Raw genomic sequence first — 15,175 nt, 5'->3', positions numbered from 1 at the left:
CTTTTTAATCAATTATCGAATATATGAATGCAACACAAATAATTATTCTTATATATTCTTTAATTGTTGCCGGCACTTGTGTGAGGGTAATTTTGGAAAATAAGAATCCGCTAAAAACACATTCTTATTTATTAATCATCATTGCTTTGCCAGTTGGAGGATTATTAATTTACTATTTTTTCGGAGTCAATTTAAGAAAAGAAAAAATCTTTGTTGCCAAAGAAAAAATTGATCAAATTTTTATTCAGAATTATTTAAAAAATTACAAGGCTGATTTGCAGCAACGTCGAACTGAAATTGAAGATCGTTTGCAGGGTAAAATCAGATTGCCCCATTTATTTTTTAATAATTCCAATTCTGTTTTCACACGCAATAATCACATTGAATTTTTGCATTGTGGAGAAAATAAATTTCCTGTGTTGCTTGATGCGATGGAAAACGCAATGCAGCATATTCATATTGAGTATTATATTTTTTATGGTAAAGATGATATTGGTAAAAGAATAATTGACCTCATTTGCCAAAAAGCAAAAGCAGGAGTAGAAGTGCGTTTATTGGTTGATAGTTTTGGTAGCAAAATACCCGGCAGGCAAGTAAAACAAATGAATGAAGCCGGAGTGCAAGTTGCGTTTTACCGACCATTATGGAGTCCAAAATATTTAACCAAATCCAATTACCGTGATCACCGGAAAATTGTAGTGATAGATGGTAATATTGGTTTTGTCGGTGGAATTAATGTCGCAGATTATTATATCAATACACTGCAAACAAAAAAGTACTGGGCTGATTTGCATTGTAAAATTGAAGGCGATTCTGTGTATGCGTTACAATTACTTTTCTTTTTAAACTGGCGCTTTGCTACTAATGAAGAATTTGGTTCACTGCAAAAATATTTATCTCCACATGAAATTAAATCTAATTTGCCAATAAGTATTTTGGGAAGTAATGCAAGCAGTCGTTCACCGGCAATTATGGATGCTTATTTCACTATGATTACTACAGCATTAAATGAAGTGCTGATTACTACTCCTTATTTTATTCCCAACGAAGCAATATTAAAAGCAATATTAATTACAGCAAAAAGTGGTGTAGAAGTAAAAATACTTTTGCCTAAAGTTTCGGATGGATATATGGTGCAAATGGCATGTTTAAGTTATGTGGATCAATTACTAGAAAATAACGTCAGAGTTTTTCTTTATAAAAAAGGGATGATACATTCCAAGTATATGGTTGTGGATGGAAATATTTCTACATTGGGAACTACCAATATTGATGAACGCAGTTTCAATATAAATGCCGAAGTAAATGCATTTATAATTGATGTAGAAAAGGCAGGGGAATTAAAATCGCATTTTGAATCTGATTTATTACTCAGCGAAGAAATTATTTTGGTTGAATGGCAAAAAAGAAGCAGGTTTAAAAAGCTACAAGAGTCTTTGTTCAGATTGATAGCTCCCCTATTATAAAATCAATTAACCTGATTCATTCAATGGTTGTCCTTTTCTGATTTTTAATATTGAATTAATATGCTTACATTAAACAATAATATTGGAAAAAATATTTTCCAACAAAGTGAAATACTAACTACAATTATTTAAATTACACAAATAAAATATTTTAAATATGAATACCGAAAAAAAACTGATAGTAATTACAGGAGGAGCCGGAGGCATTGGACAGGCTTGTGCCAGAGTTTTTAAAAATCAACCAATAATTATAACTGATTACTCACAAGAACAAGTGGATGAAACAGTGAAAGCGTTATTCAATGAAGGATTTGATGTTTCAGGAATTGCTTGTGATATAACTGATAAAAAAGATATAGAAAAGCTAACTAACTATGTGGCTAATAAAGGTGCCCTAAAAGCGCTTGTTCATACAGCAGGTGTAAGTGGAACTGTGAAAGATCTTAAAAAAGTATTTACAATAGATTTAATTGCCACAGATTTTTTAATTGATGCCTTTTATAAATTAGCAGTAAAAGATTCAGTTGCTATTTTATTTTCTTCAATGATGGCTCATACCGTGCCTGCCAACAAAACATATGATGAGGCACTTAAAAATCCGCAAGCTCAGGAATCTTTTGAAATTGTAAGCCAATTTGTAAATAACAATTCAGATATGATGTACAATTTTGTAAAGCGAGGTGTACAATTATTAATGCATAAAAATGCGGATAAATGGGGAGCAAAAGGAGCAAGAATTGTATCCGTTTCACCCGGAGTTATTGAAACACCAATGGCATTAAAAGCAGCCAAAGAACATCCTGAAAGAATGGAAATGATAAAACAAGCAACTCCATTAAAACGCAATGGACAGCCGGAAGATATTGCAGATGTTGTACTGTTTTTAGCCAGTGATGCTGCACGTTTTATAACAAGCACAGATATTCTGGTAGATGGTGGAGTTATTCATAACATAAAGAAAATGTCTCAATAATTTTTAAATAAATGTAATTCTATTCACCTCCTTTTATTTAATGTTTTGAAAAAACATATTGCGGAATATTGAATGGCTCACGAAAACAAATTAAATAAAATATTCAGCAAGTAATTTGGATTTAAACCCCTATTATAGAATCTAAAATAAATCAAATAATTTTTTAAATAGCAAAAAAACAACAGGGTATCTGTTAATTTTTAGCACCACACCTTTTATGCTTACTTACTATTTTTTTCACGATAATATATGACAGAATTAAAAAGAACATTAGGACTAGCTGAATGTATTTTTTTTGGCGTTGGTTCTATATTGGGTGCAGGCATTTATACATTAATTGGCAAGGTAGCAGGTCTGGCCGGCAATTTTATATGGCTTGCATTTTTGATAGCTTCAATTGCCGCATTGTTTACTGCTTTCTCTTATGCGGAATTAAGTGCAGCATTTCCAAAAGCGGGTGGAGAATATGTATATGCAAAAAAGGCATTCGGAAAAAAGATAGGAATTTTTCTGGGTATCATTATTTCACTCAATGGTATTATTGCCGGTGCTACTGTTTCCATTGGCTTTGCAGGTTACTTAGGGGCACTTACAGGTATAAGTTTGATTGTAGCATCGCTTGGAATAATTATATTAATCTTTCTTATAAATATTGCGGGCATAAATCAATCTTCTACGGTAAATATAATTTTTACTTTAATAGAAGCCGCAGGTTTGTTTTTCATAATTTATATTGCCTTCCCTTCTATCGGAGATGTTAATTACACTGAACTCTCGCCCAAAGGAATTGACGGATTGATGACAGCTTCAGTAGTGGCATTCTTTGCCTACATGGGTTTTGAAGAAATAGTAAAATTGGCAGAAGAAACAAATAATCCGGAAAAAATTATTCCCAGGGCATTATTTATTTCTTGTGCTATTGTAATTGTTATTTACAGTTTGGTTACTATTTCCGCAATAAGCATTATTCCTTTTCAACAATTAGCATCATCTGATAGTCCGCTTGCTGATATTGCCGACATAAAATTTGGTAATACCGGATTAGTTATTATCTCTGTCATTGCATTATTTGCTACATCCAATACTATATTATCTAACATGATTGGAAGTTCACGAGTTTTATTTGGTATGTCAAAAGAAACAAATTTCTTAAAACTATTTTCCTATGTCTCCTCTAAAAGTAAAACCCCAGTCGCAGCTCTTATTTTAATTTCAGTTATAACATGCGCTTTTGCTTTAATAGGAAATATTGAAACAGTAGCCCGGATAGCCACCATTTTTATTTTCATTACGTTCATTGTTGTTAATCTTTCCGTAATTGTTTTAAGAGTAAAGGAAAAAGAATTGAAACGACCTTACCGCATTCCTGTAAATATTAAAAATATACCCGTAATAAGTTTATTAGGAATTATTATGACTCTAACATTATTAATTTATAATATTTATGGTTTTATTAAATAAACTGAAGGAGTACCTTTTCAGAGATTTTCATTTTTAGCAACCTCTAAAATAAATATCAACTTTATATTGAGGCTGTTAAAATGCAGACAATACAATGAATAATTTGCCAGCGGCTAATCGCAGTGGGTGTTGAACCACCCATTGCTCAATTCCTTAAATCCAAAAAATCTTAAGGAAATGCTTGTTAGTTGACGTAAGCCATTATTGTATTTTAATTTGATATTTTTAAATCAAATAATGCTGTGCCATACTATAACATTATTTTTAATGAAACACAAATTAAACACTAAATCATTATGAACGAAATTATTTGTCCGAATTGTAAAAAAGCTTTTAAAGTTGATGAAGCCGGTTATGCAGATATTTTAAAACAAGTGCGGGATCATCAATTCGAAGATGAATTACGAAAACGTTTAACCCTTGCAGAAAAGGAAAAAGAAAGTGCTGTAAAACTTGCCGAAGCCAAACTTAAAAATGCACTACAAGATGATATTGCGAATAAGGATAAAGAAATAGTAGAACTGAAAGCAAAAAGTGAACGTGCACTTTCTGATCAGTTAGCCAAGAAAGAATCTGAGATTGCTGAAATGAAATCTAAAATTGCAAGCGCAGAAATTGAGAAGAAACTATCAGTATCTGAGGCGGTAAATAAAATAGAAAAAGACCGGGATGCGCTTCTTAATAAATTAGAAAATAAGGAAACTGAAAAGCAATTATTAGAAAAATCTTTAAATGAAAAGTATTCTGCTGAACTCAGAACAAAAGATGATATCATCAAATTAAAAGATGAAGAAATTGCTTTGCGAAAAGATATGAAACAAAAACTCTCTACTAAAATGTTGGGTGAAACACTCGAACAGCATTGTGAGACCGAGTTTAACAAGCTTCGTGCTTCGGCTTTTCAAAAAGCTTATTTTGAAAAAGATAATGATGCACGTTCCGGAAGTAAGGGAGATTATATTTATAGAGAATCAGACGAAGCAGGAAATGAAATCATTTCTATAATGTTTGAAATGAAAAATGAAGGTGATGAAACTGCTACAAAAAAAAGGAATGAAGATTTTTTAAAGGAACTAGACAAAGACCGCACAGAAAAGAAATGCGAATACGCCGTTCTTGTTTCATTATTAGAAGCAGAAAGTGAATTTTACAATACAGGTATTGTTGATGTCTCTTATAAATACAATAAAATGTATGTAATCCGCCCTCAATTTTTTATACCTATCATCACTCTTTTGCGTAATGCCGCCATGAACAGCTTGCAATTTAAATCAGAGCTTGCTTTAATGCGAAGTCAAAATATTGACATCACCAATTTCGAAGAAAAAATGAACAAGTTTAAAGATGGTTTTGCATATAATTATGATTTGGCAAGTCGAAAATTTAATGAAGCAATAACCGGAATTGATAAAACAATTAAAGAATTAGAAAAAACAAAGGCAGCATTATTATCCTCCGAAAACAATCTTAGACTTGCTAATAATAAAACCGAGGACTTAACAATAAAAAAACTTACTCACGGAAATCCTACAATGACAGCTAAGTTTAACGAGCTGTCGGATAATTCTGAATAAATTAGTCGAGTAAAAGAATGGGACTGAATTTAATTTGAGTAACGGTTTTATCTCACTCTATATTCAATATTGAGTAAAGTGTGCGAACCAATAATGCTCTCAAGTTTTAATTATAACTTAATCAATTTGTTAGTCCCAACACTTGGAATTCTAAACACTTCTATATTATTTTTGTTATTGAAAAAACAGATATTTCTTTTTTAAAACTAAAACTTATTATTAAATCACAAAACTTAAAACTATATGAATAACTTTTTCAGAACCATTATTGCCGGATGGGGTGCAAAAAAATTAGGTGGCGGCTGTTTAGGCACCATAATTCTATTTGTTATAATCTATATGCTTTTGGGCTATTGTTAGATTATAGTATTTAGAACAAAGTAGAATCCGTTATTCAATAAACATGTTATTAATTTTTGGAATTACTTTCATAATTATTGAATTCATCTATTTTGGATTGGCTACTTAATTTATCAACTCTAATTAAAAAAGCTATTAAACATTATAAAAAAATTTAAAACCCTAAACCACTTATTATGAAAAAAATAATATTGTCCAGTGCCCTCATTTGCATTATCACGCTTGCAACTCCAATTCAAACATTTGCAGGAAAAGTTGACGATATAACGAATACAGTTCCAGATGAAAATTCAGAAAATCCAGATCAGGCAACTGCCTTAATTCAAAGGTTGGATGAAATAAAAACTATGGATAAAAGTGATCTTACTTCAGCAGAAAAAAAGGAATTAAGAACCGAAGTACGCACCATTAAAGAAAATCTTGCTGCAATAGGTGGCGGCGTTTATTTCTCTTTAGGAGCACTTGTTGTAATTGCTATTCTACTTATAATTTTACTCTAATATCTTAAGAGTAAAATATAACTAATTATTACAAAATAGTTTGCTGTAATCTGAGTGAATATCAGACCAGCAATTTTTTTATATCCTTAATTATAAGGGTTTTATTTCTTAACTTAATTTTTGTAACAACTGGTGCTAATGACCATTGTAATAAAAAATTACTAAATAAATTTCTGTAAATTTCGTAATTAAAGAACGCAACTTATAAAAAAAGTTAAACTATGATAAATAAAGAAAAAATTGAAGAATTAGCGGCAGAGAGAAGTATGCCATGTGTAAGTATTTCTTTAAATACACACAGAACATTTCCTGATAATGCCCAAGATGAAATTGTTTTAAAAAATCTGCTTAAAGAAGCGGAAATAAGATTGATTTCAGACTTAGGCAAAAAGTCCGCAAATGGTTTATTAGAAAAGATTGCAAATGTTCCTTCTCAAATTGATCATAATTATAATTTGGACAGCTTGCATATTTTTATTTCCAACAATACACTGGAAATCATAAAATCCGTTTTGCCTATAAATAAAAACAAGGTATGTATTTCTGAATCATTTGCTTTAAGAACTATCATAAATGATTACATCAGACGAAAAAAATATTTAATACTGTTGTTATCACAGGGAAGTACACATTTGTACAAAGCCTTTAATGAAAGCATAACAGAAGAAGTGATAAACGATGATTTTCCTTTTCCTGAAATGGAACGCAATTTAAATGCTCCGGAAAAGCTGAGCGATGCAAGGCTGTTGGATGATATTGTGCGTGAGCATTTAAATAAATTAGATAAAGCCGTGGTGAAAATTTCTAATCAAACAGATTTAGAATGCGTAGTCATTTGTACGGAAGATAACCTCAGCAGATTAATGCAAGTTGCCAATAAGCCAAAGATGTATATTGGTCATGCTTTCGTTAACTATAACGATATCTCAACCACTCATCTTGCTAAACAAGGTTGGGAAGTTATCAATGAACTACAAAAGAAAAACAGAACAGATGCAATCAATGAAATGTTGGATGCGGTAAATCAAGCAAGGGTGTTATCGGATTTACAGGAAATATACTTAGCGGCAATAGATGGCCGGGGTGAGCTACTCATAGTTCATGAAGATTTTATACAGCCTGTTTTAATGAATGGCGATAGAACTTTCGATTTAGTTTCTGATAGTGCCCAGCCTAATGCTATTGACGACATTACAAGTAATATTGTATGGGAAGTTTTTTCTAAAAAGGGTCGGGTGGTATTCACAGCACAAGAGAAAATTAAAGAACTCGGTAACATTGTTCTTAAAACTAGATACTAAAACTGCTGGCCAGCGTAGAATAATTATTCTACTCATTATAAATTTTAAAAATTTAACAATCGGTTGATGCTCTTTTCAACCGATTGTTTTATGAAGTTAATAAACTAAAAGAAAACAGATTCTTTTAAAAAACAGAAATGAACAATTGCAAAACTTGAAACAAGCCTACTGAAAGAATATTTTGCTCCAATTGTGGCCACCCATTTTTAATACAAGCATCGCATCAAGCCAAACATTTCTTAACCAAATATTTTATTTAAATTTTATTTTTACAAGAACTGTCGTTACTAACCATTTTAATAAAAGACTAACCAATAAAACTAAATCTGTATTTATGAAAAATTATTTTGCATTTCTATTGTTCGCTTTGTGTTGCAACATCGCTATTGCACAACAAAATACCACCTACCCTACTATTGATATTCCGTATAAAATTTATACGCTGGATAATGGATTAACATTGATAGTAAGTGAAGACCATAAAGTACCTATGGTATCATTTGATATTTGGTATCATGTGGGCAGCAAAAATGAGAAGCCGGGTAAAACTGGATTTGCACATTTGTTTGAACATATTATGTTTACCGGAGCAGAACATTATCCCGACTTTGATAAAGTAATGCAAACCGTTGGCGGAGGAAGTAATAACGGAACTACCAATAGCGACAGAACAAATTTTTATGAAAACTTTACTCCTTCGGGTTTGGATAGAGTATTGTGGTTAGAATCGGATCGGATGGGATTTTTATTAAATGGATTGGATAGTGCAAATATTGAAGTACAAAGAGGTGTTGTACAAAATGAAAAACGACAAAGAGAAAACCAACCCTATGCAATTGCTTATGAATTATCAGTAATAAATACTTATCCTCAAAATCATCCTTACTCGCATACTGTAATTGGGTCTATGGATGATTTAAGTGCAGCTACAGTTGAGGATATTAAAGATTGGTTTCGTGAATACTATGGACCTAATAATGCAACCATATCAATTTGTGGTGATGTAAATGCAGATGAAGTTTTTGAAAAAGTAAAAAAATATTTTGGTGAAATTCCGGCAAGTGTTCCTTTAGTAAAACAAGGTGAATGGATTGCAAAAATGAATGGCACACACACTGTAATTGCGCAGGACAGAGTAGCACAACCTCTATTGCAAAAAACATGGAATATACCGGCATGGGGAAGTAAAGAAGGTGCTTATTTAGATTTATTAAGTACAGTGCTAACTAATGGCGCATCTTCCAGATTATACAAGCGATTAATTACTGATGAGGAATTGTGTTCAGAAATTTGGAGCTATACAAACGGACAAGAGATTGGCCAACAAATAGAAATAGGCGCATTTGTGAATGATGAAAATGATATAGATAAAGTGAATGCAATTATTGATGAAGAATTGATGAAAATATTTACGAATGGAGTTACCGAAAATGAATTACATCTTGCCAAGACAAATTATTTTTCCTACATAATAAAATCATTGGAGCGTATTGACAGCAAGAGTGATATGCTAGCAGAAAACCAGGTATTCGGCGGCAGTCCGGATTATTATAAAACTTATCAGGACTATATTAGAAATGCCACACCTGCTGATTTAAAGAACGCAGCAAACATGTGGCTAAAAGACGGGGAATTTATTTTAAAAATTATCCCCTACCCCGATTACACCACATCCGATGTAATTCTTGATAGAACAAAGATGCCGGAGGTTGGCACAATTACTTCCATGAAATTTCCCGAAATAAAAACATTGACTTTAAGCAATGGAGTAAACGTATATTTAATAGAGCGCCATGAAACACCAATTGTGAATATGAGTGTTTTATTTAATGTAGGATATGAAACGGATGAATTATCAAAAGCAGGCACTTCAAGATTAATGACCGATTTATTATTAAAAGGAACAACAACAAAAACTGCCGAACAAATTAATAATAACATCAATGCTTTAGGAGCTGATTTGTATACAACAAATGGTTTGGAAAAAACTAAAATAAATTTAGTTGCCTTAAAAAATAATTTTAAACAGAGTGTAGATTTATTAAGTGATGTTTTAATAAATGCCAATTTTCCGACATCTGAATTTGATCGTTTAAAAAAAGAACAGATAATTGCGATTGAACAGGAAAGTGCAAATCCAAATCAATTAGCATCACGGGTACTTCCACAATTGATGTATGGAAAATCTGTCGCCAATGGCTTACCATCCAGCGGAAGTGGCTATAAAGAAACTGTAGCGTCAATTACTAAGGAGGATGTAGTAAATCATTTTCAAAAAAACTTAGGCTATAAAAACGCAACCATATTTGTGGTAGGAGATATCACAGAATCCGAGTTAAAACCTATTTTAGAAAAAAGTTTATCGAATTGGAAAGCCGGTGATAAAGCAAATAAAGTAACACTTGCAAAACCGGAATTAAAAACATCGAAAATATATTTTATTGATATGCCGGGAGCGCAACAATCTGTTATTAGAGCAGCAGAATTATTTGTTGTTGAAAAAAATATAGAAAAAAATGAAGCCATGGAAATGATGAACACATTATTGGGAGGCTCATTTCTATCCAGGTTGAATATGAATTTAAGAGAAGACAAACATTGGAGTTATGGTGCAGGAAGTTTTTTTAGCAATACAAAACAACAATCTCAATATACAATTTATACATCTGTGCAAACAGATAAAACAAAAGAAAGCTTAATTGAAATTTTAAAAGAATTAACAGCAATAAATAAAAAAAATGTAATTACGGATAGTGAATTCAAACAACAGCAAGCTGCTACCTTAATGGAGTTACCCGGAAATTATGAAGCCAATAGTGACTTAAGCTACAACTTGGAGGATGTTATCTTTTACGATAAAGGATTAAGTTATCTAAATAATATTTCAACAACTATACAAGCATTAACGCTGACAAATGTACATGCCGCTGCAGAGCAATATATCACTCCAAAAAATTTAACTTGGTTAGTTATTGGAGATAAAAGCAAAGTATATGAAGGCTTGAAAGAATTAGATTGGGGAGAAGTAATTGAATTAGATAAAAATGGGGAGGTGGTGAAATAACATTTAGGAATTTAAATAATTTAGAATTTACATTTTATAATTTGATTTATACAAAAAAAGGAAACCACTCAACAATGAGTGGTTTCCTTTTTTAATTTCATTTAGATTATGCTAAACTGAATATTTTAATTTTAATCTTAAATTATTATTTTTATTTTGTGTGAAATAGATGAGTAATTATTTGCCTTTGCGTTTTTTTAAGTCGTCACTCAGTTCATCTTTATTTAAAATATCACCAGTATTATCTTTTTTTAAATCAGCACCTGATTCCTCTTTATTTAAATCCTCGGCGATGATGTCTTTTTTTATATCACCTGCGATATCACCTGTTTTTAAATCCGATAATGGAGGAACACAATCTCTGCCATCCATATAAATATCTCTATAATCTATCAACCCTTTAGTTGCAATAAAGGAATTTTTATCCTGATAAATATTTTGTTGATTTTTATCAGAGACACCAATATAAAGTGCAGTCCCTTTAAGGCTATCTATTAATTTTTCATCCACAGTTATGGAATAATATCCCGTTTCAGAAGTGCATACACTTCCCAACTCTCTAAGCCAATTCAGTTTATTATCCTTTAAAAAAATAGTCATCCCATTAACAGGATTATTTTTTTGGTCATATACTTTTCCATGTATCCGCCAAGCATTATTTGGTAAAGGTTCTGTTTCTATACTTGCTCTTTGCTTCTCAATGTCCAGAGCCACAAACATTGACTTATTATATGCCAATCTGGAAGATATCTTTTGTATTCGTGGACTATCCTTTCCATATTTATTTATTAGTCGCTTTTGTTCCAAAATCAGCACTTCATTTTTTATTTTCTGTACTTGCTCTAAATTATTTAACTCAACCAATCGTTGCTCATCTAATTGCGATATTAACTGAATAACATCACCTGATATTTCTTTATCGTTTCGTTTAGTACTTTTCATTGTTGTAATGTTTTTTTTTAAATTAATAATCCTTTCCGACAGGCACTGCCATTGCTTCACTCAAATATTGCTTTTGGTCATTACACAAATCATCAATTAAAATAATATTGTGATAAATAGAACGCAAAGTACCAAAAGTCATCAAACAATGTGTTGATTGATTACCTAGCGCAGTATTCATGTAACCATAAGAAAATAAGGAATAAAAGGTTAACGCCAATCCATCTGAAAATCTATTATCATTTGAGCGAATGGTAGCTGCAATCAGCATAGTATTGAATAACATTAAATCGAAAGATGTACTGCCTTTTTCCAATGATAAAAAGCCGGCCAATTCAGACTGATTATTATTAAATGCAATGTCATCCAGAGAGCAAATTAATTGGGAGCTTATTCCAAAATTTATGGATGCCGAACGCATGTCAAGAGTAGTTTGATTACCAGAAAACATCACCTTTCCATTTGGCAAATATTGAAGCGATTGTAACAATTGTAAATAAGACGTGCTTAATGCAGAACCATCACTTGTAGGTGAATTTGAATTTGCCATATTTTGAAATCCTATTAAAAGCAAATCTTTGGAAACACCCAGATTGAAAATTAAAACGGATGAGGCAAATAATGATAACATATTTGTTTTATCAGTACTCAATGAAGTAAATTGATTTCCAATTGCGGAAACCGGACCAAATGCCATAATAAATAGTGCATGGCCTAAAGGCTGTTCAACAATATTATCTATTAATTTAACTGCGGGAATCCCATCAAATGAAGGAATTTTTGCATCAAAAACATTTTTAAAATCCGCTGCTTTAAAAGACATTTTAATAACGATGCCACCACGGGCTCCGGCAATTATCGGCGTGTCATTATCTGTAATTGGCAACCCGTTTTTAACAATGTAATTGGTGGAGATAATAATTTTTTCACCATAAAAAATATAAATCCCACACACAGGAATGGTTTCACTTCGACCATTTTCTTCTATCCTGTTTTCACTGATGTTACCATTTTCGCAATCGTTTAAAATAATTCCTCCAAAAGCTAAATTGGTTGAAGATGTATTAGAATTTCTTTCAGGTAATTGATGCGTACAATATCTGATATGATTTCGGTAAATGGAAATATCATTTACAATAGAAAGATGCGAACTTTCGCCTCCATAAAGCAATGCACTAATACCACTTAACCCCATTTGAAAAATTTTATTCCTTTCAATAATTATTTCATACAAGGGTGAGTATTCAAAATTATTATCATTATAGGAAAATGCAGTAGTGTAATTTCTACTATAAACTTGAGTTAAATGACCTAATGTAATTCCATTTCCCTTGCCACCAATAATTTCGTTTTCTAATATCCGCACTCTTTCGGAAGTACCCCCTATTTGTATTCCTCCTTCTGCTTGATAACCTTTAATGAATCTTCCTGAAGGATTATAAATCACAACATATCTAATTAAACTGTAAGAATAATAGGCAAGTGAAAAACCGTTTACATAACTTAATCTTGGATCTCTACATGGATCGAATGGATCTTTATCACCAGGATTATCTGGGTTTCTTGGGTCATCAGGATCATCTTTATTAGGTGCTGGAATCACAACTATTCTATTGCGTTCTATCAATACATCATCGGCGATGCTAAAAATCGCAGCTTTACCAATCGGCTTATCCATCATACCAATTTGATTGTATAAAATATCTATACAATTGTCAATTCCGATATCGGTAGCTGTAATTCTGATAGCATGAATTCCTGCTATAATTTGATTTTCCTTAATGGTTATTTTCTCTGAACCTACTTTGGAATCTTTGGTATCATTTACTTCTACTGCAATTCCATCCAAAGCCATTAAAGTCAGATTATCAATTTGTATTTTTTGAGAATTCTGTATTAGAAAAATCGGCGCATCCATTTTATCAGAAGAAGGCCGAACAATACTGTGTTCACCACAACCGGATATTCTAATTTGTTTGCGATTTAAAATGGAAACATTGGCGATATGCTCGCCGGCTAAAACACAAATTTTACCCCCCGCACCCGGTAAATTATCTACGGCTTCTTGAATGCTATTAAAATCACCTTGACTTTGTTTACCATCACCTACGGTAAAAGTGCAACAGCATCCCTGCTCTGTGAGTGGATGAAATTTTTTCCTGCAATCATGAATAATTTTTCCCTCTAAATTCCCTTCATTGAAAGTGCTTGGCATCCATTGAATAAGTGCAAGCGGTGCAAAAAAACGTCGAACTCCATGTGGTGGCAATCCATGTTCTAATTCCCAGGGAACAACCAGATTTGGCGTTTCAGGTCTGGCGGCAATAACCCAAAAATCACTGGCAACCGCATCATTTCCGGTAATGGTTATTTGCAATCCGGTGTGTCCCAGAAGTTGTGGTGTTCCAAAAGTGATATTGATTTTTGAATCGGAAGAAAGGTCATCTCCTCTGTTCCAAATCCGCATATAAAAATATTCTGCTGGATCTTGGTCATCTAAATCATCCTTATTAGCTCTGCTTTTCCAGTCAGCACCGAAATCTGCTGGCAAAGAATCTACAATTGTAAATTCTCCGGAATCAGGATCGTAGGAACTTTCTACCTTAGTTAAATGACCTTGTTGAGCTGCTACTTTTTCACCATTTGACAACACGGCTGACCACGGCAATATTTCTACAACCTGATTACTCAAAGGCCAATGATATTGATCCTTGGGATCGGTTATCACATGCACTGTTTTTCCATCCGCCGAGATAGTTACTTTATAAAATGGTGCTGCATTGTCAAATCCCCAGGTGAAATGGTTGTTATCTATTAGTTGAACACGAATCGCTTGATTTTCTGCTCCCAAATAACCGCCAGCAGCAGAAGGTGAACAAAGGTCGTCGGGTAATCCGGTATTTAGAAAAGTTACTTTAAGTTGAATATCTGCAATCCGTTCATGCTGCTTATTTAGTGTTCCCTTATTTTCAGCTTGCCATTGTTCAACTAATTTGTTCCATGCTTCTACACAAGAACACTGACCTATACCAGATGCAATAAGTACACGCCGCATATTCCTAACTCGTGTTGTGGTATCCGGACCACCAAGTGCCACTTCAAATAAAGAACTATCCTCTACCGCACTTACAGCCTGCTGCCATGTTTCAAGATATACTAGATCGTATTGTTCACTTTCTGAAATGTCGGGACTACCATTTAAAAGTGCAGGTTGTTGTAGCCAATCTTTTTGAAGGCGGTAAGTTTCCATCTCTTCCAATTCCAAACGCAAGCCCCCCAGATATAGAGTGCCGGGTAGAATATCAAAATTGATGAGCCCCGAATCCAATCGCAGGTTTTCAATCTTAAAACCATCGTTGGAGGTTCCGAATGAACCAATAATCTCAGAGTTGGTAACTCTTTGAATTTCCTTATCTATCCGTTCATTTTCATTCCAATCATCATCTGTCAACACACGGCCTTGCTGCATGCGAACACTAGTATAATGTTTCTTTTTATCGAAATTTATTCTGGATATATCAAACGTTCCCATAA

At 32.7% G+C, this 15,175-nt stretch carries 9 protein-coding genes; 7 read left to right on the top strand and 2 right to left on the bottom strand.

The features are described from left to right. Nucleotides 1-23 precede the first annotated feature (23 nt). From cls to IPN31_09755, 7 genes are all read left to right on the top strand, one after another. Nucleotides 24-1,466, top strand: coding sequence for a cardiolipin synthase (gene cls, locus IPN31_09785; protein ID MBK8682177.1), 1,443 nt, complete (start codon nucleotides 24-26; stop codon nucleotides 1,464-1,466). Between the two features lie 157 nt (nucleotides 1,467-1,623). Next, entirely contained in the window at nucleotides 1,624-2,439 is an 816-nt protein-coding gene (locus IPN31_09780; GenBank protein MBK8682176.1) for an SDR family oxidoreductase, read from the top strand. 249 nt (nucleotides 2,440-2,688) lie between these two features. Continuing rightward, the gene (locus IPN31_09775; GenBank protein MBK8682175.1) at nucleotides 2,689-3,900 is read left to right on the top strand and encodes an amino acid permease; all 1,212 of its coding nucleotides are present in this window, start codon (nucleotides 2,689-2,691) and stop codon (nucleotides 3,898-3,900) included. Nucleotides 3,901-4,196: 296 nt separating this feature from the next. Then, a complete protein-coding gene (locus IPN31_09770) occupies nucleotides 4,197-5,474 on the top strand; it encodes a DUF2130 domain-containing protein (GenBank protein ID MBK8682174.1) in 1,278 nt (425 codons plus the stop codon). Nucleotides 5,475-6,010: 536 nt separating this feature from the next. Further along, the gene (locus tag IPN31_09765; protein ID MBK8682173.1) at nucleotides 6,011-6,334 is read left to right on the top strand and encodes a hypothetical protein; all 324 of its coding nucleotides are present in this window, start codon (nucleotides 6,011-6,013) and stop codon (nucleotides 6,332-6,334) included. 221 nt (nucleotides 6,335-6,555) lie between these two features. Beyond that, nucleotides 6,556-7,635, top strand: a complete 1,080-nt coding sequence (locus IPN31_09760) for a hypothetical protein (protein ID MBK8682172.1) — start codon at nucleotides 6,556-6,558, stop codon at nucleotides 7,633-7,635. Nucleotides 7,636-7,969: 334 nt separating this feature from the next. Beyond that, nucleotides 7,970-10,699 (top strand): insulinase family protein, encoded by a 2,730-nt coding sequence (locus IPN31_09755; protein ID MBK8682171.1) that lies wholly within the window; start codon nucleotides 7,970-7,972, stop codon nucleotides 10,697-10,699. 177 nt (nucleotides 10,700-10,876) lie between these two features. On the opposite strand, the gene IPN31_09750 is transcribed toward IPN31_09755, so the two are convergent. Together IPN31_09750 and IPN31_09745 are read right to left on the bottom strand one after the other, a co-directional pair. Continuing rightward, the gene (locus tag IPN31_09750; protein MBK8682170.1) at nucleotides 10,877-11,641 is read right to left on the bottom strand and encodes a hypothetical protein; all 765 of its coding nucleotides are present in this window, start codon (nucleotides 11,639-11,641) and stop codon (nucleotides 10,877-10,879) included. A gap of 22 nt (nucleotides 11,642-11,663) precedes the next feature. Further along, entirely contained in the window at nucleotides 11,664-15,173 is a 3,510-nt protein-coding gene (locus IPN31_09745) for a right-handed parallel beta-helix repeat-containing protein (GenBank protein MBK8682169.1), read from the bottom strand. Nucleotides 15,174-15,175 lie beyond the last annotated feature (2 nt).

Source organism: Bacteroidota bacterium (assembly GCA_016715425.1).
Lineage (GTDB): Bacteria > Bacteroidota > Bacteroidia > Chitinophagales > BACL12 > JADKAC01.
This window is presented reverse-complemented; position numbering and strand designations above follow the sequence as displayed.